The sequence below is a fragment of the Streptomyces violaceoruber genome, from assembly GCF_033406955.1.
Lineage (GTDB): Bacteria > Actinomycetota > Actinomycetes > Streptomycetales > Streptomycetaceae > Streptomyces > Streptomyces violaceoruber.
On the sequence record NZ_CP137734.1, the window covers coordinates 1,727,342 to 1,749,313 of the forward strand.

Genomic DNA, 21,972 nt, shown 5'->3' on the forward strand with positions numbered 1-21,972 from the left:
CAACTCCCGCCCCTCACGCGGCAGTTCGAGCAGAACGCCGCCCTGGGCACCCCCTCTGCACTCCCTTGGCGGCCTCTTGCCCCGAAACCCCCTGAGGGCCGCTGGGTTTGGGCCACCATGGCGGGCGTTACGCCCTATCCCACTGCAAGGGACCCCAGATGAGATTGACCGACATATCGCTGAACTGGCTGCTTCCGGGCGCCGTGCTGCTCCTGGGCATGCTGGCGGCGGTGGCGGTGCTCGCGCGCGGCAAGCGTTCCTCGGGGAAGGACGCGGGCGCGGACGACTCGTGGGAGCGCATGGAGGAGCGCCGCCGGCGCAAGGAGGCCCTCTACGGCACCTTCTCCTACGTCCTGCTCTTCTGCTGTGCCGCGGTCGCCGCGGCGCTCTCCTTCCACGGTCTGGTCGGCTTCGGCGAGCAGAACCTCGGCCTGAGCGACGGCTGGCAGTACCTGGTCCCGTTCGGGCTCGACGGGGCGGCGATGTTCTGCTCCGTCCTCGCGGTGCGCGAGGCCAGCCACGGTGACGCGGCGCTCGGCTCGCGGATACTCGTGTGGGCCTTCGCCTTCGCCGCGGCCTGGTTCAACTGGGTGCACGCGCCGCGCGGCCTGGGGCACGCGGGTGCCCCGCACTTCTTCGCGGGCATGTCCCTGTCGGCGGCGGTGCTGTTCGACCGGGCCCTGAAGCAGACCCGCCGGGCCGCCCTGCGCGAGCAGGGTCTGGTGCCGCGTCCGCTGCCGCAGATCCGCATGGTCCGCTGGCTGCGCGCGCCCCGCGAGACGTACCGCGCCTGGTCGCTGATGCTCCTGGAGGGCGTGCGCAGCCTGGACGAGGCGGTCGAGGAGGTGCGCGACGACCGGCGCCAGAAGGAGGAGAAGAAGCTCCGGCGGCGCGAGCAGGAGCGGCTGGAGCGGGCGCAGCTCAAGGCGATCAGCCGGGGCCACGGCCACCGCGGCTTCCCCGGGCGCGGCGGCCGTCAGGTCGAGGTCGAGGTGCAGCAGGTCGAGCGAGGCTCGGAACGCGCCGCCGCGGAGCCTGCCATATCGACCCCGGAGCAACTGCCCGCGGCGAGCCGGCGGCCCTCCCTGCAGCCCGTGCGGAGCGGGTCTGAGCAGATGTCCGTGGGGACCGTCGACCTCACCGCGGAGGACGACACCCAGGCCCTGCCCCGCCTGGACTCCCTGGAGCGCAAGCTCAAGGACCTGGAGCAGCAGTTCGGCTGAGCCGGACGCGCCCCGTATCCGATACCGATGGCCTGAGGCGCCGGTCTTCCCGGCGCCTCAGGCCGCTTCCGCTTCCGCTCCCGCGCCCAGTTCGAACCAGACCGACTTGCCCACCTCGCAGGGCTGTACGCCCCAGTCGTCGGCGAGCGACTCGACCAGGACCAGCCCTCTGCCGTTGGTGCTCTCCTCCCGCTGCGGTGCGCGCGGCCGGGGCTGCCGGCCCCGGCCCACGAAGTCCCGTACCTCGACCCGCAGGGCGCGCGGGCCGACCGTCGCGGTCAGGACCGCGCCCTCGTCGGTGTGCACGAGCGCGTTGGTGACCAGTTCGCTGGCGAGCAGCTCCGCGACCTCCGACTGGCCGGGCCCGCCCCAGTGCCGCAGCAGCTCACGCAGCGCCCGCCGGGCCTCGGGCACCGCCCGCAGGTCCGCCCGGCCGAGCCGCCGCCTGAGCTGTGGCACCGCCTGCTCCTTCATGTCCCCCGTCGGCGCGCTGATGTCGTCTCCCCCCGTCCGTCCCGCTCCGGTCGAACAACTTCACGGGGAAAGCCTTGCCCGTTCGAGCCCTCGCCAGTCATCCGGTTTCGGACCGGCTGTCCGTACGGTCACGGGCGGGGGACGTTGCGCAGGTTCGACCGGGCCATCTGGAGCATGCGTCCGACCCCGCCGTCCAGGACGATCTTCGAGGCGGACAGGGCGAAGCCGGTGACCATGTCGGCGCTGATCTTCGGCGGGATGGACAGGGCGTTGGGGTCGGTGACCACGTCGACGAGGGCGGGACCCTTGTGCTTGAACGCCGCCTTCAGCGCCCCGGCCAGGTCCTTGGGCTTCTCCACCCGGACGCCGAAGGCGCCGCAGGCCTCGGCGACGGCGGCGAAGTCCGGGTTCTTGTTGGCCACCCCGTGCGAGGGCAGGCCCGCGACGAGCATCTCCAACTCGACCATGCCGAGCGAGGAGTTGTTGAAGAGCACAATCTTCACCGGCAGGTCGTGCTGGACGAGGGTGAGGAAGTCGCCCATCAGCATGGTGAACCCGCCGTCGCCGGACATCGACACGACCTGTCGGCGCCGGTCGGTGAACTGGGCGCCGATCGCCATCGGCAGCGCGTTCGCCATCGAACCGTGGGAGAAGGAACCGATGATGCGGCGGCGGCCGTTGGGCGAGATGTAACGAGCCGCCCAGACGTTGCACATCCCGGTGTCGACGGTGAACACCGCGTCGTCGTCGGCCATCTCGTCCAGCAGGGCGGCCACGTACTCGGGGTGGATCGGGACGTGCTTGTCGACCTTGCGGGTGTACGCCTTGACGACGCCTTCCAGGGCGTCGGCGTGCTTCTTCAGCATCCGGTCCAGGAAGCGGCGGTTCTTCTTCTCCTTGACCCGGGGGATCAGGCAGCGCAGCGTCTCCCGCGCGTCGCCCCACACCGCGAGGTCCAGCTTGGAGCGCCGTCCCAGGTGCTCGGGCCGCACGTCGATCTGGGCGATCTTCACGTCGTCCGGGAGGAAGGCGTTGTACGGGAAGTCGGTGCCGATCAGGAGCAGCAGGTCGCACTCGTGGGTGGCCTCGTAGGCGGCGCCGTAGCCGAGCAGTCCGCTCATGCCGACGTCGTACGGGTTGTCGTACTGGATGAACTCCTTGCCCCGCAGGGCGTGCCCGACCGGTGCCTTGAGCTTCCCGGCGAACTCCATGACCTCGGCGTGCGCGCCCGCGGTGCCGCTGCCGCAGAACAGGGTGACCTTGTCGGCGTCGTCGATCATCCGGACCAGCCGGTCGATCTCCTCGTCGCCGGGCCGGACGGTGGGCCGGGAGGTGACGAGGGCCGTCTCGGCGGCCCCCTGCGGGGCGGGCTCGTCCGCGATGTCGCCGGGCAGCGAGACGACGCTGACGCCGCCCTGGCCGACGGCGTGCTGGATGGCGGTCTGGAGCAGCCGGGGCATCTGCTTCGGGCTGGAGATCAGCTCGCTGTAGTGGCTGCACTCGCGGAACAGCTGGTCGGGGTGGGTCTCCTGGAAGAAGCCGAGCCCGATCTCGCTGGACGGGATCTGGGAGGCCAGGGCGAGGACGGGGGCCATCGAGCGGTGGGCGTCGTAGAGCCCGTTGATGAGGTGGAGGTTGCCGGGGCCGCAGGAGCCGGCGCACGCGGTGAGCTTCCCGGTGATCTGCGCCTCCGCCCCGGCGGCGAAGGCGGCGGTCTCCTCGTGCCGTACGTGCACCCATTCGATGCCGGAGTGGCGGCGCACGGCGTCCACGACGGGGTTGAGGCTGTCCCCGACGACTCCGTAGAGGCGCTCGACCCCGACGCGGGTGAGGATGTCGACGAACTGTTCCGCGACGTTCTGTTTGGCCATGGGTCCAGCTATGCCACAGCGCGCGGTCTCACGCCTCCCAAACGGCGGCGGCGGTACGGTCGTCCGCGTATCCCTTGACCCGCACGCCGCTGTCGGCGAGGAACTCCCCCGGTCCGGGCGCCGGGCGGGCGGCCCATCGCCGGGCGAGGAGTTCGCCCAGTCCGGGCTCGCTCAGCAGTGGCTCGGCGAGGCCCGCGGTGCACATCAGGAGCACATCACCCGGGCGGGCTACGGAGGCCCGGAACCGGAAGGGCTCGCGGGGCGGCCCGGCGGGCGGCCCCTCGTACGGGCCCGGGGATGTGGTGATGCCGAGGTCCATGGTCAGCCGGTCGTCCTCGGGCGTCTCGCTCGGTGCGTCGCGGGGTGCGGAGCCGAAGCCGAGGACGGGCTCTCCGGTGACGTCACCGGCGTCCGGCTCCATGTCCTGCCAGGCGCCGTCGCGCAGTCTGAGCAGTCCGCCCGCGCCGACGCCGAAGAACACCCGCGTGCGGCACCCGGGGTCGGCGGGCAGCAGCAGGCAGCGCAGGGTGGCCGCGTACTCGTCGGGGGCCAGGCCCTGTTCGGCGGCACCGGCCCGGAGCCGGCCGAGGCTGCGGTCGGTGAGGCGGTGCAGGCCGGACTTCAGGTCGCCGCGCCGGGCGGCCCGCAGATCCTCGGCGAGCCGGGCGTGGCTGCGGCCCACGGCCCGTCCGATCCACCGGCACACCTCGGCCGCCGCCCGGTGCGCCCCGGCGGTGGCACGGGCGCCGGTCGCCATCGCCACCAGGACCAGCGCCTGCTCACCGGCGCCGAACCGGGCGACGAGCAGCGCGTCGCGACGCGGCTCGCCCCGGTAGCGCGCGGAGTCCCCGCGCACGGAGACGGCCCGCAGCGTGCACGTCCCGTACCGGGCGCCCTCCAGGACGGTGTCCGGCACCAGGCCGTCGAGGCCGTCGGGATCGGCGGGCGGCAGCGCGGTGGGCTCGGCGTCGTAGGTGGGCGGCCCGCTGCCGACGTAGTCGCGGTCGGCCTCCGTCGAGGGGAGGAAGCGCGGCGGAAGCGGCGGCAGGTCGGGCAGGGTCCGGGGCGGAGGGACCGCCTCGGGCGGCTCTCTGAGGTCGGCGGCCCCGGACCCGGACGTGGTCGGCCCACGCGGATCCGGCCGCCTCGGCGCGGCAGGCCGCCCGGCACCGGACGCCGGCGACGACACGGGACCTGACGCTTCACCCGGCGGCGGAGTTCCGGCGGGCGCGGGCCGCGGCGCGTCCGACGCGCCCGTGTCGCCGGGGTCGGCGCTCACGGCCGGAAAGCTCCTCGGGCCGGCGGGGGTCGCGGGCGGAGGCTCCCAGGGAGCCGTGGGCCGGGACGGCCCGGCAGCCCGCGGGGGCCCACCCTCGCCGGGCCCGCCGTCACCCGCCTCCGGGGAGCCCGGAGACCGGTACGGCCCGCGTCCCCCCGAGCCGGTCCCCCCGGCGGGCGGCGGTGGGGCGTCGTGCCTCGGGTCGCCGTCGTCCGGTCCCGGCAGGTCCGCGTGGAGCGGTGGGGCGTCGTCCCCGGTGCGGGGGCCGGGGACGGCGGCGGGCGGGGTCCTGGGCCACCAGGGCCGTCCCGGTTCGGGCGCGGTGGGGGACGGTGGCGGCCCCGGGGGCGTGGGCTCGCCGGGGCCGGGGGCCGCCGGTCCGCGGGCCAGTGTGTCCGACGCCGAGGCGAAGCGGTCGTCCAGGGAATCGGGTGCGGCCGTGGGGCCGGTGTCGTCGGTGGAGTCGTCGTACAGCTGCCCCCACCAGTCGTCCTCAGGTCCGGTGGGACCGGCGGGACCGGTGGGCCTTCCCCCCTGCTGACTCATGCTCCTGATTGTCCACCGATGGGGCCGGATGGAAACGGGGCATCGGCAAATTCGGGGCGGACCGGCCTGCGCCGGGCGGCGTGTCGGGGGACGCGTCGAACAGTTCTCCGAGGTGGGGTGGCCGGGCGGCCCCACCCCCCACGGGAGGACCACCCGGCGACGCCACCTTGGCAGAGTGACCGGCGGTACGGCGATGATGTCCCGAGGCGGGTTTGCGCCGTGGCCGTTTCCCGCCACGGACGTCCGCGCAGGTGGAGGTGGGCATGGTTCTGGGGAGGGGCGACACCTGATGCTGGGAGTGCTGGGGCTGGAGGACACGCACGAGGCGGCGTACCGGGCGCTGGTGTCGGTGGGCGCGGCCGACGTACCGGATCTGGCCAGGCGGCTGGCGCTCGGCGAACGGGACACCGAGCGCGCGCTGCGCCGGCTGGAGCAGAACGGGCTCGCCGCCCAGTCCTCGGCCCGCCCGGGACGCTGGGTCGCGGCCCCGCCGGGCGTCGCGCTGGGCGCCCTGCTCACCCAGCAGCGGCACGAGCTGGAGCGGGCGGAGCTGGCGGCGGCGCTGCTGGCGGAGGAGTACCGGGCGGCGGCGGCCGAGCCCGCGGTGCACGACCTGGTGGAGGTGGTGACCGGCGCCGGGGCCGTCGCCCAGCGCTTCCTCCAGCTCCAGCTCGGCGCGAGCGAGGAGGTGTGCGCGCTGGTCACCGACAAGCCGGTGGCCGTGACCGGCATGGAGAACGACGCGGAGGAGCAGGCCACCGGGCGCGGTGTCCGCTACCGGGTGGTCGTCAAGCGGTCGGTCCTCGACCTGCCGACCGGCATCACCGAGCTGACCGCCGCGCTGGGCCGCGACGAGCAGGTCCGGGTCGTGGACCGGGTGCCGACCAAGCTGATCGTGGCCGACCGCTCCCTCGCCCTCGTCCCGCTCACCGCGCGCTCCTCGGAACCCGCCGCGCTGGTGGTGCACGCCAGCGGTCTGCTCGAACTGCTGTGTGGCCTGTTCGAGGCCGTGTGGCGGGACGCCCTCCCGCTGCGTCTGGGTGCCTCCGGCGTGACCGAGCAGGCCCCGGACGGCCCCGACGGCACCGATCTGGAGATCCTCTCCCTGCTGCTCGCCGGGCTGACCGACGCGAGCGTGGCCAAGCAGCTCGACCTGGGCCTCAGGACCGTGCAGCGACGGGTGAAACGCCTGATGGAGCTGACCGGGGTCACCACCCGGCTCCAGCTGGGCTGGCACGCCTACGAGCGGGACTGGGTGGCCAGGAAGGACTGAGGGGCCCCGCCCGCCGGGCCGGACTTCTGCGGACCTGGCCGGACTCCTGCACCCTGGACAGATGGGAGCGTGGGACCTCCTGCTGGCCGGCCTGGTCATTCTGCTCGGGCTGTGCGGCGTCCTGCTGCCCGGCGTGCCGGGATCGTGGCTGGTGTGGGCCGGGGTGCTGTGGTGGGCGCTGAAGGACCCGCGGCCGCTCGCGTGGGCGGTCCTGGTCGGTTCCACCGTCGTGCTGCTGCTGTCCCGGGCGGTGCGCTGGGCGCTGCCGACCCGCAGGAAACGCCGGGACGAGGCCATGCGCCGGCTGACGGCGTACGCGGGCGCGGGCGCCGTCCTCGGCTTCGTCCTGGTCCCCGTGCTCGGCGCGATCCCCGGCTTCATGGGCGGCATCTACCTCGCCGAGCGGCTGCGGCTGGGGCGGCACGGCGAGGCGATGGCGTCGCTGCGGACGGCGATGCGCCAGGGCGGCGCCGACCTGCTGACCGAGCTGTTCGCCTGCCTGCTGATCACCGGGGCGTGGCTGGGAGCGGTACTGGCCGGCTGAGCGGGGCGCCCTCCAGCGACAGCAGCCGCGTCTTGCGTTCCAGCCCGCCCGCGTACCCGGTCAGGGAGCCGTCGGCGCCGATCACCCGGTGGCAGGGGCGCAGGATCAGCAGCGGATTCGCGCCGATCGCACCCCCGACGGCGCGTACCGCGGGCCGCGACGCCCCGATGCGCGCGGCGATCTCGCCGTACGTCGTGGTCGCGCCGTAGGGCACGTCGTCCAGTGCCGCCCACACGCGCTCCCGGAAGGCGGTGCCCTGCGCGCGCAGCGGCAGCGAGAACTCCGTCAGCTCCCCGGCGAAGTAGGCGCCGAGCTGTTCCTCGGCCGCCCGGAAGGGCCCGGCGTCGTGCCGCCACCCGTCCCGGACGCTCCGGCCGCCCTTCTGCCCGGGCACGGACAGGGAGGTGAGCGCGCCGTCGGAGCCGGCGGTGAGGAGCAGCGGCCCGACGGGGCTGTCGACCTCGTGCCAGTACGTCTCGGCGGGGATGCTCGTGGGCGTAGGCGTGGGCGTGGTCGTCGGCGTGGTCGTGGTCATCGGTCGTTCTCCCACTCTCCTGCTGCGCGCAGGTGGTTCAGTGCGTACGAGCGCCAGGGGCGCCAGGTGTCGGGGACGGCGGCGCCGGGCGGGGCGACGTCCGGGTCGCCGAGGGCGCGGGTGCGCACGACGGCGACGGTACGGGCGTCCAGGCCGGGCACGGCGAGCAGCGCGCGCTCGGCGTCGTCCCGGTCGGCGCCGGGGTCCAGGCGTACGGCGCCGTCGGCGAGGGCGGCGGCGAGCGCGCCCGGGGTGCCGTGCGGCGCGGCCCCGGCGAGGACGTCCGGTTCGGGGAAGAGGTGGGTGAGGGTGCCGCAGGGCGCGTCGAGCGCCTTGCCGTACCGCTGGACGAGCCGCTCGGCCTCGGTGCGCCCCACCAGGGCGCGCACCGCCAGTTCCGCGGGGTCGGCGGTGCCCGGTGAGCGCAGCCCGGGGCGGGCGGCGACCAGGGGGGCGAGCCGGGGGTCGGCGCCGAGCCGCTCGTCGACGGCGTACGGGTCGGCGTCGAGGTCGAACAGTCGCCGCAGCCGCTGTACGGAGGTGGTCAGGTCGCGCAGGTCGGTGAGGTGGAGGCGGGCCTCCAGCCAGCCCCCGCTGCCGGTGCCCGCCCGGCCCGGCCGTTCCTGGACGGCGACGATCCCGGTGCCGTACGGCAGGCGCAGGGTGCGCCGGTAGAGGCGGCGGCCGGTCTCGCCGCTCACCTCCTCGACGCCGGTGACGGCCTCCCGCTGGAGCAGGTCGAAGACGGGGCCGGCCTGGTAGGGGCCGCGGTGGGCCAGGCGCAGCGGGACGCCGGCGGAGGGGGTGGCCGTGCGCCGGGCGGCCCGGTCGCGGGCCGGGGCGGCGGCGCGCAGCTCGCTCGGGGTGGCCGCGTACACGGCCCGGATCGTGTCGTTGAACTGCCGCACGCTGGCGAACCCGGACGCGAAGGCGATCTCGGTGACCGGCAGGACGGTGGTCTGCAGCAGGACCCGCGCGGTGTGCGCCCGCTGGGCGCGGGCGAGGGCCACGGGTCCGGCGCCCACCTCGGCGGTGAGCTGGCGCTGCACCTGGCGGGCGCTGTAGCCGAGCCGTCCGGCGAGTCCGGCGACGCCCTCGCGGTCCACCACGCCGTCGCCGATCAGCCGCATGGCCCGGCCGACGACGTCGGCGCGGACGTTCCAGTCGGCGGAGCCCGGCACGGCGTCGGGGCGGCACCGCCGGCAGGCCCGGAAGCCCGAGCCCTGCGCGGCGGCGGCCGTCGCGAAGAACCGCACGTTGCGCCGCTTCGGTGTGACGGCGGGGCAGCTGGGCCGGCAGTAGATGCCGGTCGTCTCGACGGCGAAGAAGAACGCGCCGTCGAACCGGGCGTCCCGGCTCCGCACTGCCTCGTACCGGACGTCCTCGCGCGCGTCCGCGTGCTCTGCCGGCTGCACTGTCTGTGGTGTCACGCTGTCCAGTCTCCGCCAGACCGGCGGACCGGGCTGGCGGAAATCGGACATCGCGTTGGAGCGGCCGGCGGGCTACCTCAGGCCACCCCGCTTGGCCTCCATCGCCGCCTTGCCGATGGCGCCCCGGCGCTTGTACTCCTTGCGGATCTCGGCCCGCGCCCGGGCGTCGGTCTTGGCGACGATGCGCTGGTTCTCCCGCATCAGCTTGCGGTAGCTCTCCAGCCGCCGCTCGGGCAGTGCACCGCTGTCGATGGCGGCGAGAACGGCACAGCCCGGCTCGCTCTCGTGGGCGCAGTCGTGGAACCGGCACTCCTCGGCCAGCTCCGCGATCTCGGCGAACACCTGGTCCACCCCGTTGCCCGCGTCGAAGAGCCCGACGCCCCGCAGTCCGGGGGTGTCGATCAGCACGCCCCCGCCGGGCAGGGCGAGGAGGTTGCGGGTGGTGGTGGTGTGCCGGCCCTTGCCGTCGACGTCGCGGATGGCCTGGACGTCCATGGCGTCCTCGCCGAGCAGGGCGTTGGCGAGGGTGGACTTGCCGGCGCCGGACTGCCCGAGCAGCACGGCGGTACCGCCGGAGACGACGGCGGCGAGCACGTCGAGCCCCTCGCCCTGCTCGGCGCTGACCGGCAGCACCGGCACGCCGGGCGCGGCGGTCTCCACGTCCTGGACGAGGTACGCCAGGGTCACCGGGTCGGGCACGAGGTCGGCCTTGGTGAGGACGACCAGGGGCTGTGCCCCGGATTCCCAGGCGAGGGCGAGGAACCGTTCGATCCGGGCGAGGTCCAGCTCGACCGCGAGGGACACGGCGACGACGGCGTGGTCGACGTTGGCCGCGAGGATCTGCCCCTCGGACCGCTTGGACGAGGTGGAGCGCACGAAGGCGGTACGGCGGGGCAGATACGTGCGTACGTAGCGCGGGTTGCCGCCCGGTTCGACGGCGACCCAGTCGCCGGTGCAGACGACGCGCAGCGGGTCGTGCGGCGTGACGAACGCGGTGTCGGCGCGCAGGACGCCGTCCGCGGTGACGACGTCGCACTGTCCGCGGTCGACCCGCACGACCCGGCCGGGCAGCAGCCCTTCAGCGGCGTACGGCGCGAACGCGTCGGCCCAGGAGTCGTCCCAGCCGTAGGAGGACAGGGCGGAGTGGTTGGAGTGGGAAGACGTGGAAGTCAAGGGGTGACCCTTCGGGGTGCGGCCCCGGTGCGAGAACTCAGGGAGCGGCTGAGATCAGCCGGTGGCCGCGGAGGTGGACTCGATGGACTCCTGGATGCGGGCAGCGCCCGTCACAGTGACAGCCATTGGTCGACACCTCCTCGGAAAAGACCCCTGTCGGCGGCCGCTTGGGCCGCCGCTCGGACATCGGTCACCCTAGTCGCGCGCCCGAAGGCCGCGCCACCGAATAACCCCGGAACCGTCCGCTCACACCTCCACGGGCGCGTCCTCCGGCAGGCTGTCCATGAAGGAGCTGACCGAGAAGACCGCGTTGCCTGCGCCGGGCGGGCCGTAGCCGGGGGGCGAGGAGAGGCCGTAGTCCTCCATGGTCTGGCGGTAGGCCTGGAGCAGGCGGATGTGGTACTCCAGCGGGGCGCCGTCGGGGTTGGTCTTGCCGAGCGGGGTGGTGGGCTCGGGGCACCAGGTGGTGAAGCGGGGCGTGATGCCGTGCGACATGAAGAAGCGCAGGCCCTCGGTGGTGGACTCGATGGCCTCGTCGACGGTCTTGAAGCCGAAGGGCTCGGCCATCTCGACGCCCGCGACGAAGTTGGGGATGACGTTGCGGGCGCCGAAGACCTCGGTGGAGTCCAGGATGCGCTTGTGCCACTCGTCGCGGCCGACGTAGCGCTCCTTGCCGGGGCAGTACATCTTGAACAGGTACTCGTCCCACACCTCGAAGTTGGGGTGGTAGATCTGCACGCCGTAGTCCTTGAAGCGCTGGACGTCCGGCTTGGGCAGGGCCTGGGCGACGACCTTGCCGATCCAGCGGCCGGGGAAGTGCTCCTCGATGGCCTTGGCGTACCGGCCGTAGAAGTCGGCCTCGTCCAGACCCTGGACCTTCGACGTGATCGCGCCGCCGGTGAGCGTGTACGCGGTGGAGATCTTGGCGGTGTCGTACTTGTCGATGATCTCCAGCGCTTCGAGGACCTCGTCGACGTCCTTCACACCGGTGTACGGCCGCCCGGCCGCCTTGTGCTGGCGCCAGTTGTGGTTGATGTCGCAGTACTGGCACTCCTCCTTGGCGCCGAAGTACTGGCAGACGCGGAACGCGGTCAGGTAGATCAGGTAGCCCCACTGGATGGTCGGGGCCACCTCCATGACCGACTTCCCGTTGGAGAGCTTGTGCCGGTAGTACTCGGGCATGGGCGGCACGCCGACGTCGGCGATCCGCTTGCCGTCGAGGTAGAGGCCGAGGACGCCGTCCTCGTTCGCGGCGACCCGGTAGGGCGAGGCCGGGTTCACGCGCACCGAGACGACGGTGCGGCGCAGGTCGTAGGGGCCGCCGGTGAGGATGATCTCCTCGGGCGGGCGGCGCAGGGCGGCCTCGCCCAGCTCGGGCAGGGTGCCGTGGTCGAAGGAGAAGATGAAGTACGACTTCGGCTTGACCTCGCCGGCTGCCTCGTTGGTGGTATCACTGAGTGCGGAGGGGTCGAAGGCGACACCGCCGCGCAGCAGGTCCTCCTTGAAGACGGCCTCGCGCGGTACGTGCGGGAACCGCTCCATCAGATCCTCGACCAGCGCGGTACGGCTGTCCATCCCGTGTCTCCTCCCGGGTCCGGCGTTCGACTTCTCACGGTATGCCCCCGCGGGAGAGGCTTCCCGCGCGGGGGCCCTCCAGACGCGCCGGGTAGGTTTCCGCGCTATGAGCGACATCACGGTCACCAACTGGGCCGGCAACATCACGTACACGGCGAAGGAACTGCTGCGGCCGCACTCCCTGGACGCGCTGCGGGCCCTGGTGGCGGACAGCGCCAGGGTGCGGGTGCTGGGCAGCGGGCACTCCTTCAACGAGATCGCCGAGCCGGGCGACGGGGGTGTCCTGCTGTCGCTGGCGGGCCTGCCGTCCGTGGTGGACGTGGACACGGCGGCCCGTACGGTGCGGGTCGGCGGCGGTGTGCGGTACGCGGAGCTGGCCCGGGTGGTGCACGCGCGGGGCCTGGCGCTGCCGAACATGGCCTCGCTGCCGCACATCTCGGTCGCCGGGTCGGTGGCCACCGGCACCCACGGTTCGGGGGTGGGCAACGGTTCGCTGGCCTCGGTGGTGCGCGAGGTGGAGCTGGTCACCGCGGACGGTTCGACCGTGGTGATCGCGCGGGGCGACGAGCGGTTCGGCGGGGCGGTGACCTCGCTCGGCGCGCTGGGCGTGGTGACGTCGCTCACACTCGACCTGGAGCCGGCGTACGAGATGGAACAGCACGTCTTCACCGAGCTGCCGCTGGCCGGGCTGGACCCGGCGACGTTCGAGACGGTGATGGCGGCGGCGTACAGCGTGAGTCTGTTCACCGACTGGCGGGCGCCCGGTTTCCGGCAGGTGTGGCTGAAGCGGCGCACCGACCGGCCGCTGGAGGGTTTCCCGTACGCGGCCCCGGCCGCCGAGAAGATGCATCCGGTGCCGGGCATGCCCGCGGTGAACTGCACGGAGCAGTTCGGGGTGCCGGGGCCCTGGCACGAGCGGCTGCCGCACTTCCGCGCGGAGTTCACGCCCAGCAGCGGTGCCGAGTTGCAGTCGGAGTACCTGATGCCCCGGGAGCACGCCCTGGCCGCCCTGCACGCGATGGACGCGATACGGGAGACGCTCGCGCCGGTGCTCCAGACCTGCGAGATCCGCACGGTCGCCGCGGACGCGCAGTGGCTGAGCCCGGCGTACGGGCGGGACACCGTGGCCGCGCACTTCACCTGGGTCGAGGACACGGCGGCGGTCCTGCCGGTGGTGCGGCGGCTGGAGGAGGCGCTCGTCCCCTTCGCAGCCCGCCCGCACTGGGGGAAGGTGTTCACCGTCCCGGCGGGCGAGCTGCGTGCGCTGTACCCGCGGCTGGCCGACTTCGGGGCGCTGGCCGGGGCGCTGGACCCGGCGGGGAAGTTCACCAACGCGTTCGTGCGCGGGGTGCTCGCGGGCTGAGCACCCCGCGCCCCTCGGCGCCGGGCCGGGTCAGTGGTCGGCGCAGCAGGGTGTCGGGTCGGGGTCCTCGAACGGTACGAGGGTGCCGCCGACCGCGGGCATGGCGGCCAGCACGAGGCGGCCGTCCTGCCAGTGCGGGCGGACGTGGTTCCGGGTGACCAGCCGGGTGTCCGGGCTCGGCTCGTCCGGTGTGCCGAGGACGGTCACCCGGTCGACGGCGGAGCGGGCGAGCAGCTCGGCGAGGGTCAGGGTGCCGGTGAGGGCGGCCGCACCGGGGAAGAGGACCGCGCGGCCGGTCTCGTCCCAGGTGCCGTCGCGGACCTCGTGGCCCCGGGCCGTGAGCCGGTCCCGGGCGGTGCGCAGGACCGGCTCCGCCTCGGCGGCGAGGGACAGGGCGACCCGCGGGCGGCCGTCCCGCACCAGGTGGGTGCAGCCGAAGACGCCCTCGGGGAGGTCGAGTTCGGCCGCCAGCGCCTGGAGCAGGTGATCGGCCTCGCGCAGGGTCGTCGCGTCGGTGTCGATGCCGAGGACGTACGGCGCGGCGGGCGGGGTCACGAGGGCAGGACCCAGACCGGGTTGGAGTAGAACCACAGGTCGCGCCACGGGTCGGCGTCGCCGACGACGTCGATGGCGGGGCCGGCCGGGTCGACCTTGGCGCCCAGCGAGCCGACGGCGGACCGGTTGCCGTCGGTGCCGCGGGTGCGGAGGTAGACGGGGCGGTCGACGCGGCCGAGGTCGTAGGTGAGGCGGACGGTGCCGGTTTCCTTGTCGACCTCGTAGGACTTGACGACCCGGGCGGTCGGCGCGGTGAAGGTGTCCTTGTCGGCGGCCGGTCCGGTCACGTCGCCCTGGATGACGTCGACGCGGGCCAGCTTCGGCACGAATCCGGCCCAGTTGGGGCCGCCGGCCAGGGCGACGTCGATGGAGAGGGTGACCCGGGTGCCCCTGCGGACGTGCAGGGCGCCGCCGAGCGTGGCCCAGCGGCCGCCGCCGGAGACGCGGACGTCGAGGCCGCTGACGAGCTGCCCGTGGTCGACCCAGACGCGGCCGGCCCGGATGCCGTCCATGACGGCGGCGTAGGAGAAGCCGTCGGAGCCGACGTGGGTGCGGCTGTACTGGCCGGGCCAGAAGTCGTTCTGGGTGATGTCGATCTGCCCCGCGTAGACCGGGTCGTCGTAGCGGCCGTTGGCGTTGAAGTCGCCGCCGCCGCGGGCGCCGGTGTCGGCGTAGACCTGGTGGGAGTCGGAGTTGGCGGTGATCCACCAGGGGCGGCCCTCGGCGATGAGGCTGTCCCACAGGCCGCCGACCGTGGCGGTCATCCAGTCGAAGCCGCCCCAGGTGCGGTAGCTCTCCAGGGGGTAGCCGGCGAAGGAGTTGGCGCTCGGGCTGCCGTCGTAGATGCCGCGGGCGCCGCCCGGGCCGAGGGGCTCGGGCAGGCCGCCCGCCTGGTGGCCCGGGGCGCCCTCGAAGCCGACGGCGATCTGGTGGCCGCGGGAGGTGGCGTCACGCCAGGCGCGGATCTCGTGCGGGGAGTCGATGCCCTTGCGCGCCGGGTGGTTGGCGAGCATCAGGGCGTCCTTGACCTTGCGCCGCTTGACCTGGTCGGCGAGGAAGGAGAGTCCGGCGATGGCGAGGGCCTCGTTGGCGGGGGTGGAGTCGCCCGCGCCCTTGACGCTGCCGTCGTAGTCGGTCTCGAACTGCTTGAGGACGGAGACCTCGTGCTTGCCGGGGTGGACGAAGACGGTGCCGTGCTCGGCGGCCGGGATGTTCCACTCCAGGCCCTGGAAGACGAGGGTGTCCTCGTGGGCGGCGCGGGCCTCGCGGATGTCGGGGTTGACCTTCTCCACACCGATCTTGGCGTGGGTGTTGCTGCCGTGGTCGGTGATGACCAGCCAGTCCATGCCGTGCCGGGCGCCCTGGCGGACCTGGTCGACGACGCGGTACTTGCCGTCGCTGCTGTACTGGGTGTGGATGTGGTGGTCGCCGGCCAGCCAGAGGAAGCCCTTCCCGCGGCGGCCGTTGCTCGCGGCCCGCGCGGGGGCGGCGGTGGCGGTGGCGGCCGGGGCGAGGACGGTACCGGCGGCCAGTCCGGCGCCGAGCAGGCCGGCGCGGCGCAGCAGGCCCCGGCGCGACTGCTGCGCGGGGCTCAGGGCCTCGTCGGGGACGCTGGTGTCGAAGGCGGCGGGCAGGACCTGTTCGGTGGCGTGCTCGTGGTCGTGCGTATGTCCGTGGTGGTGGTGACCGTGCGGGTGTCCGTGTCCGTGCCCCATGCGTGTTCCTCCTGAAGACCGCCGCCGTGCGCGGCTTCGAGGAGAATCGGCGGGGAAGGTGAACGTTGAACGACTCGCGGGTGATCCGCGGCTGCCGCCCGTCCTGCCCTAGCATGAAACCTAGGAACTCCAGGTTGCGGGAAGGCGGCCCATGCCCCGAGTGGGTCTCACCACGGACCGCGTCGTCGCCGCGGCCGCCGACCTGGCCGACGAGACGGGCTTCGAGTCGGTCACCGTCTCCGCGCTCGCCCGCCACTTCGGGGTGAAGGACGCCAGCCTGTACACGCACGTGCGCAACCTCCAGGACCTGCGCGTCAGGGTCGCGCTGCTGGCCGGCGGCGAGCTGATCGAGGAGATCGCCGGGGCGGTGGCCGGCCGGGCCGGGAAGGAGGCGCTGGCCGCCTTCGCGGGCGCCTACCGGGCGTACGCCCTGCGCCACCCCGGCCGCTACGCCGCCACGCAGATCCGCGTCGACCAGTCCCTGGTCGCCGACTCCGCCGCGCTGCGCCGCACCGCCGAGATCACCTACGGCATGCTGCGGTCCTACGGCCTCACCGAGCCCGACCTCACCGACGCCGTGCGCCTGCTGCGCAGCACCTTCCACGGGTACTGCGCGCTGGAGTCCTCCGGCGCCTTCGGCGCTCCGCGGGACGTGCGGGCGTCCTGGGACAAGGCGGTCGACGCGCTGCACGTGGCGCTGGAGAACTGGCCGCGCGCCTGAGGTCAGCCCGGCGCCCGCACCTCGTCGTACGTGGGCGTCGGACCGCCCGGGTCCCGGCCCGCCCGGACGTCGGCGGCCGCCCGCAGCGCGGCGCCCAGCGCCCGCCGGTAGAGCAGCGAGCCGAGGCTGACGCGGCGTACGCCGAGGTCGGCGAGGTGCGCGAGGCCGGGTCCGGCGGGCGTGTACAGGACGTTGAGGGGCACGTCGAAGCGGGCGGCGAGGGACCCGATGCGGGCGGGGTCGGTGAGCCCGGGGACGAAGACGCCGTCGGCACCGGCCTCGCGGTAGGCCTCCAGGCGCCGCAGCGTCTCCGTGACGTCGCCGTCGCCCGACCAGTAGGTGTCCGTGCGGGCGTTGACGAACAGGCCGGGGGCGGCCGAGCGGACCGCGGCGATCTTCGCGGCGTGCCGGCCGACGGGCCCGAGACCGTCCTCCAGGTTGATCCCGACGGCGCCGACGGCCGCCAGCTGCCGCGCGAACTCCCCCACCTCGTCGGGGTCGTCGCTGAACCCGTCCTCCGCGTCGACGGAGAGCGGGAAGGGGGCCGAGCCGAGGACGAGGGCCAGCCGCAGCGTCTCGTCCCGGGTCGCGGACGCCCCGTCGGGCAGTCCGGCCGCCGCCGCGACACCGAGGCTGGTCGTGCCGACGGCGCGGAAGCCCTGCCCGGCGAGGGCGAAGGCGGAGGCGTGGTCCCAGGCGCACGGCAGCAGCAGGGGCTCACCGGCGCGGTGCAGCGCGGCGAAGGCGGTCGCTGTCACGACAGGTCGCCCACCGCGTCGGCGTAGTACCCGGACTCCGCGAGGTGCGCGGCCAGTTCGCGAAAGCTCCAGCCCTCGCCCGGCGAGTGGTCGAGCTGCTCGTCGGTGAGCGCGTCGAGGCGGTTGGCCCAGATCCGGGCGAGCCGGGTGAGGCGGCTGCGGGCCTCGTCGAGATCCTCGGCGGTGAAGGCGGCGCGGTCCGCTTCCGTGGTGACCAGGGAGGCGTGCCAGTGGTCGGGCTGCGTCTCCTCCCCCGCCAGCCGGGCCTCCAGCTCCGCGAGGTGGTCGACCAGGTGGTCGGCGACCCGCCGGATCGCCTTGTGCGGGGTGTAGACGCGGCCGTCGACGTGGGCGGGAGTCCCGTCCCAGCGGGTCCAGCCGGCGGCCAGGTGCAGGACGTGGTCGACCATGCCGGTGACGGCGTCGGCGGGCGTGCGGGTGCTGGTGACGGTGCTCGTGGGGGTTCGCGTGTCGTTCATGTCCCGCACGCTATGGGCCGGTTGCTTCGGCGCCGGCCGAAGTGTCCCGGCGACGTGTTCCGGGCGAACGCGGGTATCCGGTCTGCACCGTACGTCCACGTCTTCCCCATGAGAGGTGACATGGCGAGCACAGAGAGAAGCGACGACCGTCCGCGGCTGCGCAGGCGGGACAGCCTGTGGGGCATCGGAGTGATGGCCCTGCTGGCCGGCGTCGTGGTCCGGTTGGTCCTGAACGGCACGTCGGCGTGGCTGTCGGCTCTGCTGGGCGCGGTGCCGGCCGCCGTCTGGATCGTGTGGTGGGTGCGCCGCCGGCGCGTGCGCGACGCCAGGGCGGTCGGTGCGGAACCGGACGACGTGCCCGCCATGGAGCGGCAGATCCTCAAGGGCGGGCCCGCGCCCCGGGACCCGGAGCGGCGGCGGGCGATGGCGGCGTTCGTCGACTCGCGCCAGGAGCGGCTGCGGCGCAACCGCTGGTGGGCGTTCCCGATGCTGGCCGTCATCTTCTTCGGCACCTCGGCCCTGTGGTACCTCTCCGGCTCGGTCGGTGCCGGAAGCCTGATGCTCGGCCTCGGGGTCGTGTTCCTGGGCTGGCTGGCCTGGTACAACCTGCGCATCGACCGGCGTCTGTCGCACATGCGCGGCCGGTTGCGGGGCTGAGCGGCCGGCGGCCGGGCGTCAGGTCACCAGCCCGTGGCGGTAGGCGAAGACGACCGCCTGGACGCGGTCGCGCAGGTCGAGTTTGGTGAGGATGCGGGAGACGAAGGTCTTGACGGTCTCGGGGCTGATCACGAGGGCCGCGGCGATCTCGCTGTTGGACAGCCCGTCCGCGATCAGGCGCAGGACCTCCGTCTCCCGGGGGGTCAGCGGAATGTCCCGCGCGGTGCCCTCGGCGGGGCGGATCCGGGCCGCGTACCGGCCCACGAGGCGGCGCGTCACATCGGGGTCGAGCAGCGCCGCGCCCATGGCCACGGTGCGGATGCCGTGCAGCAGCCGGTCCGGGGGCGCGTCCTTGAGCAGGAAGCCGCTGGCGCCCGCGCGCAACGCCTCGTAGACGTACTCGTCCAGGTTGAACGTCGTCACCACGAGCACCTTGACGGGGTGCGCCACTCCGGCACCGGCGAGCAGGCGGGTGGCCTCCAGGCCGTCGAGCACCGGCATGCGGATGTCCATCACCACGACGTCCGGCCGCAGTTCGCGGGCCAGGTCGACCCCGGTCTGCCCGTCCCCGCACTCGCCGACCACCTCGAGGTCGGGCTGGGCGTCGACGATCGTCGCGAGCCCGGTGCGGATGAGTGCCTGGTCGTCGCAGATCACGACCCGGATCGGCGCGCTCATGCCGTGCTTCCCCCGCTCCCGCCGGGTATCCGGGCCCGGACCACGAAGCCGCCGTCCGCCGGGCGGTCGGTGCTGAACTCGCCGCCCAGTACGTCGACCCGCTCCCGCAGGCCCGCCAGCCCCCGCCCGCTGCCGCCGGGGGACGCGGCCCCCGAGCCGGAGCCGTCCGTGCCGACCTCCACCGTGATCTCCCGTTCCCCGTGCCGCACCAGGACCGAGGTCCTGCCGCCGTGGTCGTACTTGAGGGCGTTGGTCAGGGCCTCCTGGACGACACGGTAGGCCACGAGGTCGGAGCTGCCGGTGGCCGCCGCCGGGGTGCCCTCCTCGGTGAACTCCACCGGCTGCCCGGCCCGGCGGGTCTGCTCGACCAGCGTGAGCACCCGGCCGACGGGTGGTGTCCTGGGCTCGGCGGTGCCGTGGTCGGGGTTGAGGAGGTCGAGCAGGTGCCGCAGGTCGGTGATGGCCCGCCGGCCGGTGTCGCTGACCGCGGCCAGACTCTCGTCGAGGCGCTCGGGCGCGGCGGTCAGGTACCGGGCCGCCTCGGACTGCACGACCATCGCCGTCACGTGGTGGGTCACGACGTCGTGCAACTCGCGGGCGATGCGGGTCCGTTCGGCGTTGCGGGCGTCCTCGGCGACCCGGCTGCGGCGTTCGGCCTCCGCGGCCCGCGCGGAGCGCATCCACGCGCCGATGCCCCAGGCCAGGGCGAGGACCAGATAGAACGTCACGTACTCGACCAGCGTCTCGTCGCCGCCGCGCGCGTTCAGCCCGACGGCCATGGCCACGTACCCGAGGGTGGCGGTGACCTGCGTGGCACGCCGGTACTTCTCCTGGTGGGAGCCCGCGTTGATCAGCACGATCGGGAGCGCGGCGCCCGCGAACAGGTGGTAGGCGCGCAGTTGGTCGAGGGCGAAGCCGAGCGAGACCAGGGTGAGGCAGAGGAGCGTCCACCGCCGGCGCACGGCCAGGGGGATGGACTGGAGGACGGCCGCCACCCCGGCCAGCGCGTCGGCGGGGCGGGTCGGCAGGCCGCCGATCTCCGTGCCCTGACCGCGGAGCGACGGCAGCAGCGACGCGACGAGCAGCAGCACCCCGAGCGGGAGGTCCCGGACCGTGACGTCGAGTCGACGCCACAGCTCCAGGACCCGTCGTCGATCGATCACCGGGGAAGTGTAGCGGCGGAGTTGGCGCCCGCGGCACGGCGCCGCGAGCCGAAGGCCACGATGTTCCCGCGCCGGTGCGCCAGCCACAGGAACACCAGGGTCAGCAGGACCCCGAAGCCCACCGAGTACACGCTGCCCTCCGGGCCGAAGTCGCCGCCGGTGAGCAGCTTCGGACCCGACATGGTGGCGTCCAGCAGGCCCTCGCTGTCGCCGTTGCCGGAGACGACGGTGCTGAAGACGCCGCCCGCGGCGAAGTTCCAGCCGAAGTGCACGCCGATCGTCAGCCACAGGTTGCGGGTGGCCGCGTACGCGGCGGCGAGCATGAAGCCGGCCTCGATGGCGATGGCGAGGGCGCCCCACAGGGTGGCGTCCTCGTTGAGCAGGTGCATGAGGCCGAACACGAGGCCGGTCAGGCCCAGCGCGAGGTAGGTGCCGATGTGCTCCTCGATGATCCGGAACAGGACCCCGCGGAACACGACCTCCTCCGTCGCGGCGGCGGCGGCCATGAACCCGACCAGCCCGATCGCACCCTGGACCGAGCCGAGTCCGTCGACCTCGTAGTACCCGGAGGCGAAGAGGTTCGTGATGACGGCCCCGAACAGTCCGAAGCCGATCAGCGTCCCCCAGCCCGCCTTGGCCGCGGCGCCGTCCAGGGCCACGTCCAGGGCCTCCCGGCGCTCGGTCCGCCGCACCACCCAGGCGTACACGAACACCACCAGCGCCACCGACGTGAGACCGACCACCAGCGTGAGCCAGTCGTTGTCCTTCACCGCCTGGACGGCGATGCCGCCGATGGCGTAGGCCACCAGCACGGCCAGGAACTGCCACACGAACCTCACGGGAACTCCTTCGTCGGGCCCGTGGCTCGAGTGCCGCGGGCTGCACCGGACGCTACGGATCCGGCGGCCGGAGATCGTCACCTCACGGTGGACACCTGTCTGTAGCTCGCTCGGGGGACAAGGGCCCGTGGCCCCGCCGGACAGGTCGTAGCCTCGTGCCATGACCAGCGACTTCGCCGACGCCCTCGCCTCCGGCCCGCTCGTGCTGGACGGCGGGCTGTCCAACCAGCTGGAGGCGGCCGGGCACGACCTGGGCGACGCGCTGTGGTCGGCCCGGCTGCTCGCCGAGGACCCCGAGGCGATCACCCGGGCCCACCTCGCCTACTTCGAGGCGGGCGCCGAGGTGGTGATCACCTCCAGCTACCAGGCCACCTTCGAGGGCTTCGCCCGGCGCGGGATCGGGCGGGAGCGGGCCGCCGAACTGCTCGCGCTCAGCGTGGCGTCGGCCCGCGAGGCCGCCCGCCGGGCGCGGACGGCCCGCCCGGAGCGCGCACTGTGGGTGGCGGCGTCGGCGGGCCCGTACGGAGCGATGCTCGCGGACGGCTCCGAGTACCGGGGACGGTACGGCCTCGGCAGGGGCGCACTGGAGCGCTTCCACCGCCCCCGCCTGGAGGTGCTGGCCGCCGCACGGCCCGACGTCCTCGCGCTGGAGACGGTCCCGGACACCGACGAGGCGGCGGCGCTGCTGAGGGCGGTGCGCGGACTGGACGTGCCCGCCTGGCTGTCGTACACGGTGGCCGGGGACCGCACCCGCGCCGGGCAGCCGCTGGACGAGGCCTTCGCGCTGGCCGCCGACGCGGACGAGGTGATCGCGGTGGGCGTCAACTGCTGCGCCCCCGAGGACGTGTCCGGCGCGGTCGAGACCGCCGCCCGCGTCACCGGCAAACCCGTCGTCGCCTATCCCAACAGCGGAGAGACGTGGGACGCGAAGTCCCAGGGCTGGCGCGGGCGTTCGTCGTACACCGCCGAGCGGGTGCGGGACTGGCGGGAGCGCGGGGCCCGGCTCGTCGGCGGCTGCTGCCGGGTGGGCCCGGAGACGATCACGTCGATCGCGCGGGCCCTGCCCCGGGAGTGACCGGTGCGGCGTGTGCCAAGATTGCCGTGAACAGGCGTTCGGGGGC

The 21,972-nt window shown here is 74.0% G+C and carries 21 protein-coding genes; 7 read left to right on the forward strand and 14 right to left on the reverse strand.

Annotated elements, in window-relative coordinates:
- Positions 1-158 precede the first annotated feature (158 nt).
- Entirely contained in the window at positions 159-1,223 is a 1,065-nt protein-coding gene (locus R2E43_RS07555) for a DUF2637 domain-containing protein (protein ID WP_011030695.1), read from the forward strand.
- 57 nt (positions 1,224-1,280) lie between these two features.
- Here the strand turns inward: R2E43_RS07555 and R2E43_RS07560 are convergent, their stop codons facing one another.
- The 3 genes from R2E43_RS07560 to R2E43_RS07570 all read right to left on the reverse strand — a co-directional run bounded on the left by R2E43_RS07560 (position 1,281) and on the right by R2E43_RS07570 (position 5,393).
- The gene (locus tag R2E43_RS07560; protein ID WP_078653092.1) at positions 1,281-1,682 is read right to left on the reverse strand and encodes an ATP-binding protein; all 402 of its coding nucleotides are present in this window, start codon (positions 1,680-1,682) and stop codon (positions 1,281-1,283) included.
- A gap of 143 nt (positions 1,683-1,825) precedes the next feature.
- Positions 1,826-3,568, reverse strand: a complete 1,743-nt coding sequence (locus R2E43_RS07565) for a pyruvate dehydrogenase (protein WP_191850566.1) — start codon at positions 3,566-3,568, stop codon at positions 1,826-1,828.
- 28 nt (positions 3,569-3,596) lie between these two features.
- Positions 3,597-5,393: a protein phosphatase 2C domain-containing protein gene (locus R2E43_RS07570; protein WP_191850564.1), complete on the reverse strand. Its 1,797-nt coding sequence runs from the start codon at positions 5,391-5,393 to the stop codon at positions 3,597-3,599.
- A gap of 289 nt (positions 5,394-5,682) precedes the next feature.
- Between R2E43_RS07570 and R2E43_RS07575 the strand changes: the two genes are divergently transcribed.
- Positions 5,683-6,666, forward strand: coding sequence for a helix-turn-helix transcriptional regulator (locus tag R2E43_RS07575; RefSeq protein WP_332056042.1), 984 nt, complete (start codon positions 5,683-5,685; stop codon positions 6,664-6,666).
- 61 nt (positions 6,667-6,727) lie between these two features.
- Positions 6,728-7,210, forward strand: a complete 483-nt coding sequence (locus R2E43_RS07580) for a DUF456 domain-containing protein (protein WP_003972771.1) — start codon at positions 6,728-6,730, stop codon at positions 7,208-7,210.
- Here the strand turns inward: R2E43_RS07580 and R2E43_RS07585 are convergent.
- From R2E43_RS07585 to R2E43_RS07600, 4 genes are all read right to left on the reverse strand, one after another.
- Positions 7,173-7,745: a methylated-DNA--[protein]-cysteine S-methyltransferase gene (locus R2E43_RS07585; RefSeq protein WP_247703659.1), complete on the reverse strand. Its 573-nt coding sequence runs from the start codon at positions 7,743-7,745 to the stop codon at positions 7,173-7,175. The two genes, R2E43_RS07580 and R2E43_RS07585, sit on opposite strands and share 38 nt — an antisense overlap.
- Complete coding sequence (locus R2E43_RS07590) at positions 7,742-9,226, reverse strand: DNA-3-methyladenine glycosylase 2 family protein (RefSeq protein ID WP_237530388.1); 1,485 nt, start codon at positions 9,224-9,226, stop codon at positions 7,742-7,744. Before R2E43_RS07590 ends, R2E43_RS07585 begins: the two co-directional genes overlap by 4 nt.
- A gap of 21 nt (positions 9,227-9,247) precedes the next feature.
- Positions 9,248-10,348, reverse strand: a complete 1,101-nt coding sequence (rsgA, locus tag R2E43_RS07595) for a ribosome small subunit-dependent GTPase A (RefSeq protein ID WP_003972773.1) — start codon at positions 10,346-10,348, stop codon at positions 9,248-9,250.
- Positions 10,349-10,594: 246 nt separating this feature from the next.
- Positions 10,595-11,923, reverse strand: a complete 1,329-nt coding sequence (locus R2E43_RS07600; RefSeq protein ID WP_011030686.1) for a radical SAM protein — start codon at positions 11,921-11,923, stop codon at positions 10,595-10,597.
- Between the two features lie 106 nt (positions 11,924-12,029).
- On the opposite strand from R2E43_RS07600, the gene aldO reads away from it, so the two are divergent.
- Positions 12,030-13,286: an alditol oxidase gene (gene aldO / locus R2E43_RS07605; protein WP_136208304.1), complete on the forward strand. Its 1,257-nt coding sequence runs from the start codon at positions 12,030-12,032 to the stop codon at positions 13,284-13,286.
- Positions 13,287-13,316: 30 nt separating this feature from the next.
- Here aldO and R2E43_RS07610 read toward each other — a convergent pair whose 3' ends face one another.
- Positions 13,317-13,841, reverse strand: coding sequence for a hypothetical protein (locus R2E43_RS07610; protein WP_106518742.1), 525 nt, complete (start codon positions 13,839-13,841; stop codon positions 13,317-13,319).
- Positions 13,838-15,556, reverse strand: a complete 1,719-nt coding sequence (locus tag R2E43_RS07615; RefSeq protein ID WP_011030684.1) for a PHP domain-containing protein — start codon at positions 15,554-15,556, stop codon at positions 13,838-13,840. The genes R2E43_RS07610 and R2E43_RS07615 overlap by 4 nt, the downstream gene beginning before the upstream one ends.
- A 151-nt stretch (positions 15,557-15,707) precedes the next feature.
- Between R2E43_RS07615 and R2E43_RS07620 the strand changes: the two genes are divergently transcribed.
- Positions 15,708-16,277, forward strand: coding sequence for a TetR-like C-terminal domain-containing protein (locus R2E43_RS07620; protein ID WP_003972778.1), 570 nt, complete (start codon positions 15,708-15,710; stop codon positions 16,275-16,277).
- Positions 16,278-16,279: 2 nt separating this feature from the next.
- Here R2E43_RS07620 and R2E43_RS07625 read toward each other — a convergent pair whose 3' ends face one another.
- Complete coding sequence (locus R2E43_RS07625; protein WP_011030683.1) at positions 16,280-17,035, reverse strand: isocitrate lyase/PEP mutase family protein; 756 nt, start codon at positions 17,033-17,035, stop codon at positions 16,280-16,282.
- A complete protein-coding gene (locus R2E43_RS07630; protein ID WP_030865192.1) occupies positions 17,032-17,514 on the reverse strand; it encodes a hypothetical protein in 483 nt (160 codons plus the stop codon). Before R2E43_RS07630 ends, R2E43_RS07625 begins: the two co-directional genes overlap by 4 nt.
- A gap of 120 nt (positions 17,515-17,634) precedes the next feature.
- Here R2E43_RS07630 and R2E43_RS07635 point away from each other — a divergent pair, with 120 nt between their 5' ends.
- Entirely contained in the window at positions 17,635-18,171 is a 537-nt protein-coding gene (locus R2E43_RS07635) for a hypothetical protein (protein WP_037897343.1), read from the forward strand.
- Positions 18,172-18,189: 18 nt separating this feature from the next.
- Here R2E43_RS07635 and R2E43_RS07640 read toward each other — a convergent pair whose 3' ends face one another.
- From R2E43_RS07640 to R2E43_RS07650, 3 genes are read right to left on the reverse strand one after another with little or no spacing between them, the layout of a single operon-like run.
- Positions 18,190-18,849, reverse strand: coding sequence for a response regulator (locus R2E43_RS07640; protein WP_003972782.1), 660 nt, complete (start codon positions 18,847-18,849; stop codon positions 18,190-18,192).
- Entirely contained in the window at positions 18,846-20,012 is a 1,167-nt protein-coding gene (locus tag R2E43_RS07645) for a sensor histidine kinase (protein ID WP_003972783.1), read from the reverse strand. The genes R2E43_RS07640 and R2E43_RS07645 overlap by 4 nt, the downstream gene beginning before the upstream one ends.
- Complete coding sequence (locus R2E43_RS07650; protein ID WP_003972784.1) at positions 20,009-20,851, reverse strand: CPBP family intramembrane glutamic endopeptidase; 843 nt, start codon at positions 20,849-20,851, stop codon at positions 20,009-20,011. The genes R2E43_RS07645 and R2E43_RS07650 overlap by 4 nt, the downstream gene beginning before the upstream one ends.
- A gap of 160 nt (positions 20,852-21,011) precedes the next feature.
- Between R2E43_RS07650 and mmuM the strand changes: the two genes are divergently transcribed.
- Positions 21,012-21,926 (forward strand): homocysteine S-methyltransferase, encoded by a 915-nt coding sequence (gene mmuM, locus R2E43_RS07655; RefSeq protein WP_030865189.1) that lies wholly within the window; start codon positions 21,012-21,014, stop codon positions 21,924-21,926.
- The last annotated feature ends 46 nt before the right edge of the window (positions 21,927-21,972 follow it).

Coding starts and splice junctions, on each gene's coding strand:
- R2E43_RS07640 (WP_003972782.1), bottom strand. CDS start 18,849: ATGAGCGCGCCGATCCGGGTCGTGATCTGCGACGACCAGGCACTCATC.
- R2E43_RS07575 (WP_332056042.1), top strand. CDS start 5,683: ATGCTGGGAGTGCTGGGGCTGGAGGACACGCACGAGGCGGCGTACCGG.
- R2E43_RS07570 (WP_191850564.1), bottom strand. CDS start 5,393: ATGAGTCAGCAGGGGGGAAGGCCCACCGGTCCCGCCGGTCCCACCGGA.
- R2E43_RS07600 (WP_011030686.1), bottom strand. CDS start 11,923: ATGGACAGCCGTACCGCGCTGGTCGAGGATCTGATGGAGCGGTTCCCG.
- R2E43_RS07585 (WP_247703659.1), bottom strand. CDS start 7,745: ATGACCACGACCACGCCGACGACCACGCCCACGCCTACGCCCACGAGC.
- R2E43_RS07635 (WP_037897343.1), top strand. CDS start 17,635: ATGGCGAGCACAGAGAGAAGCGACGACCGTCCGCGGCTGCGCAGGCGG.
- R2E43_RS07630 (WP_030865192.1), bottom strand. CDS start 17,514: ATGAACGACACGCGAACCCCCACGAGCACCGTCACCAGCACCCGCACG.
- R2E43_RS07590 (WP_237530388.1), bottom strand. CDS start 9,226: ATGTCCGATTTCCGCCAGCCCGGTCCGCCGGTCTGGCGGAGACTGGAC.
- R2E43_RS07555 (WP_011030695.1), top strand. CDS start 159: ATGAGATTGACCGACATATCGCTGAACTGGCTGCTTCCGGGCGCCGTG.
- R2E43_RS07615 (WP_011030684.1), bottom strand. CDS start 15,556: ATGGGGCACGGACACGGACACCCGCACGGTCACCACCACCACGGACAT.
- R2E43_RS07565 (WP_191850566.1), bottom strand. CDS start 3,568: ATGGCCAAACAGAACGTCGCGGAACAGTTCGTCGACATCCTCACCCGC.
- aldO (WP_136208304.1), top strand. CDS start 12,030: ATGAGCGACATCACGGTCACCAACTGGGCCGGCAACATCACGTACACG.
- R2E43_RS07620 (WP_003972778.1), top strand. CDS start 15,708: ATGCCCCGAGTGGGTCTCACCACGGACCGCGTCGTCGCCGCGGCCGCC.
- mmuM (WP_030865189.1), top strand. CDS start 21,012: ATGACCAGCGACTTCGCCGACGCCCTCGCCTCCGGCCCGCTCGTGCTG.
- R2E43_RS07580 (WP_003972771.1), top strand. CDS start 6,728: ATGGGAGCGTGGGACCTCCTGCTGGCCGGCCTGGTCATTCTGCTCGGG.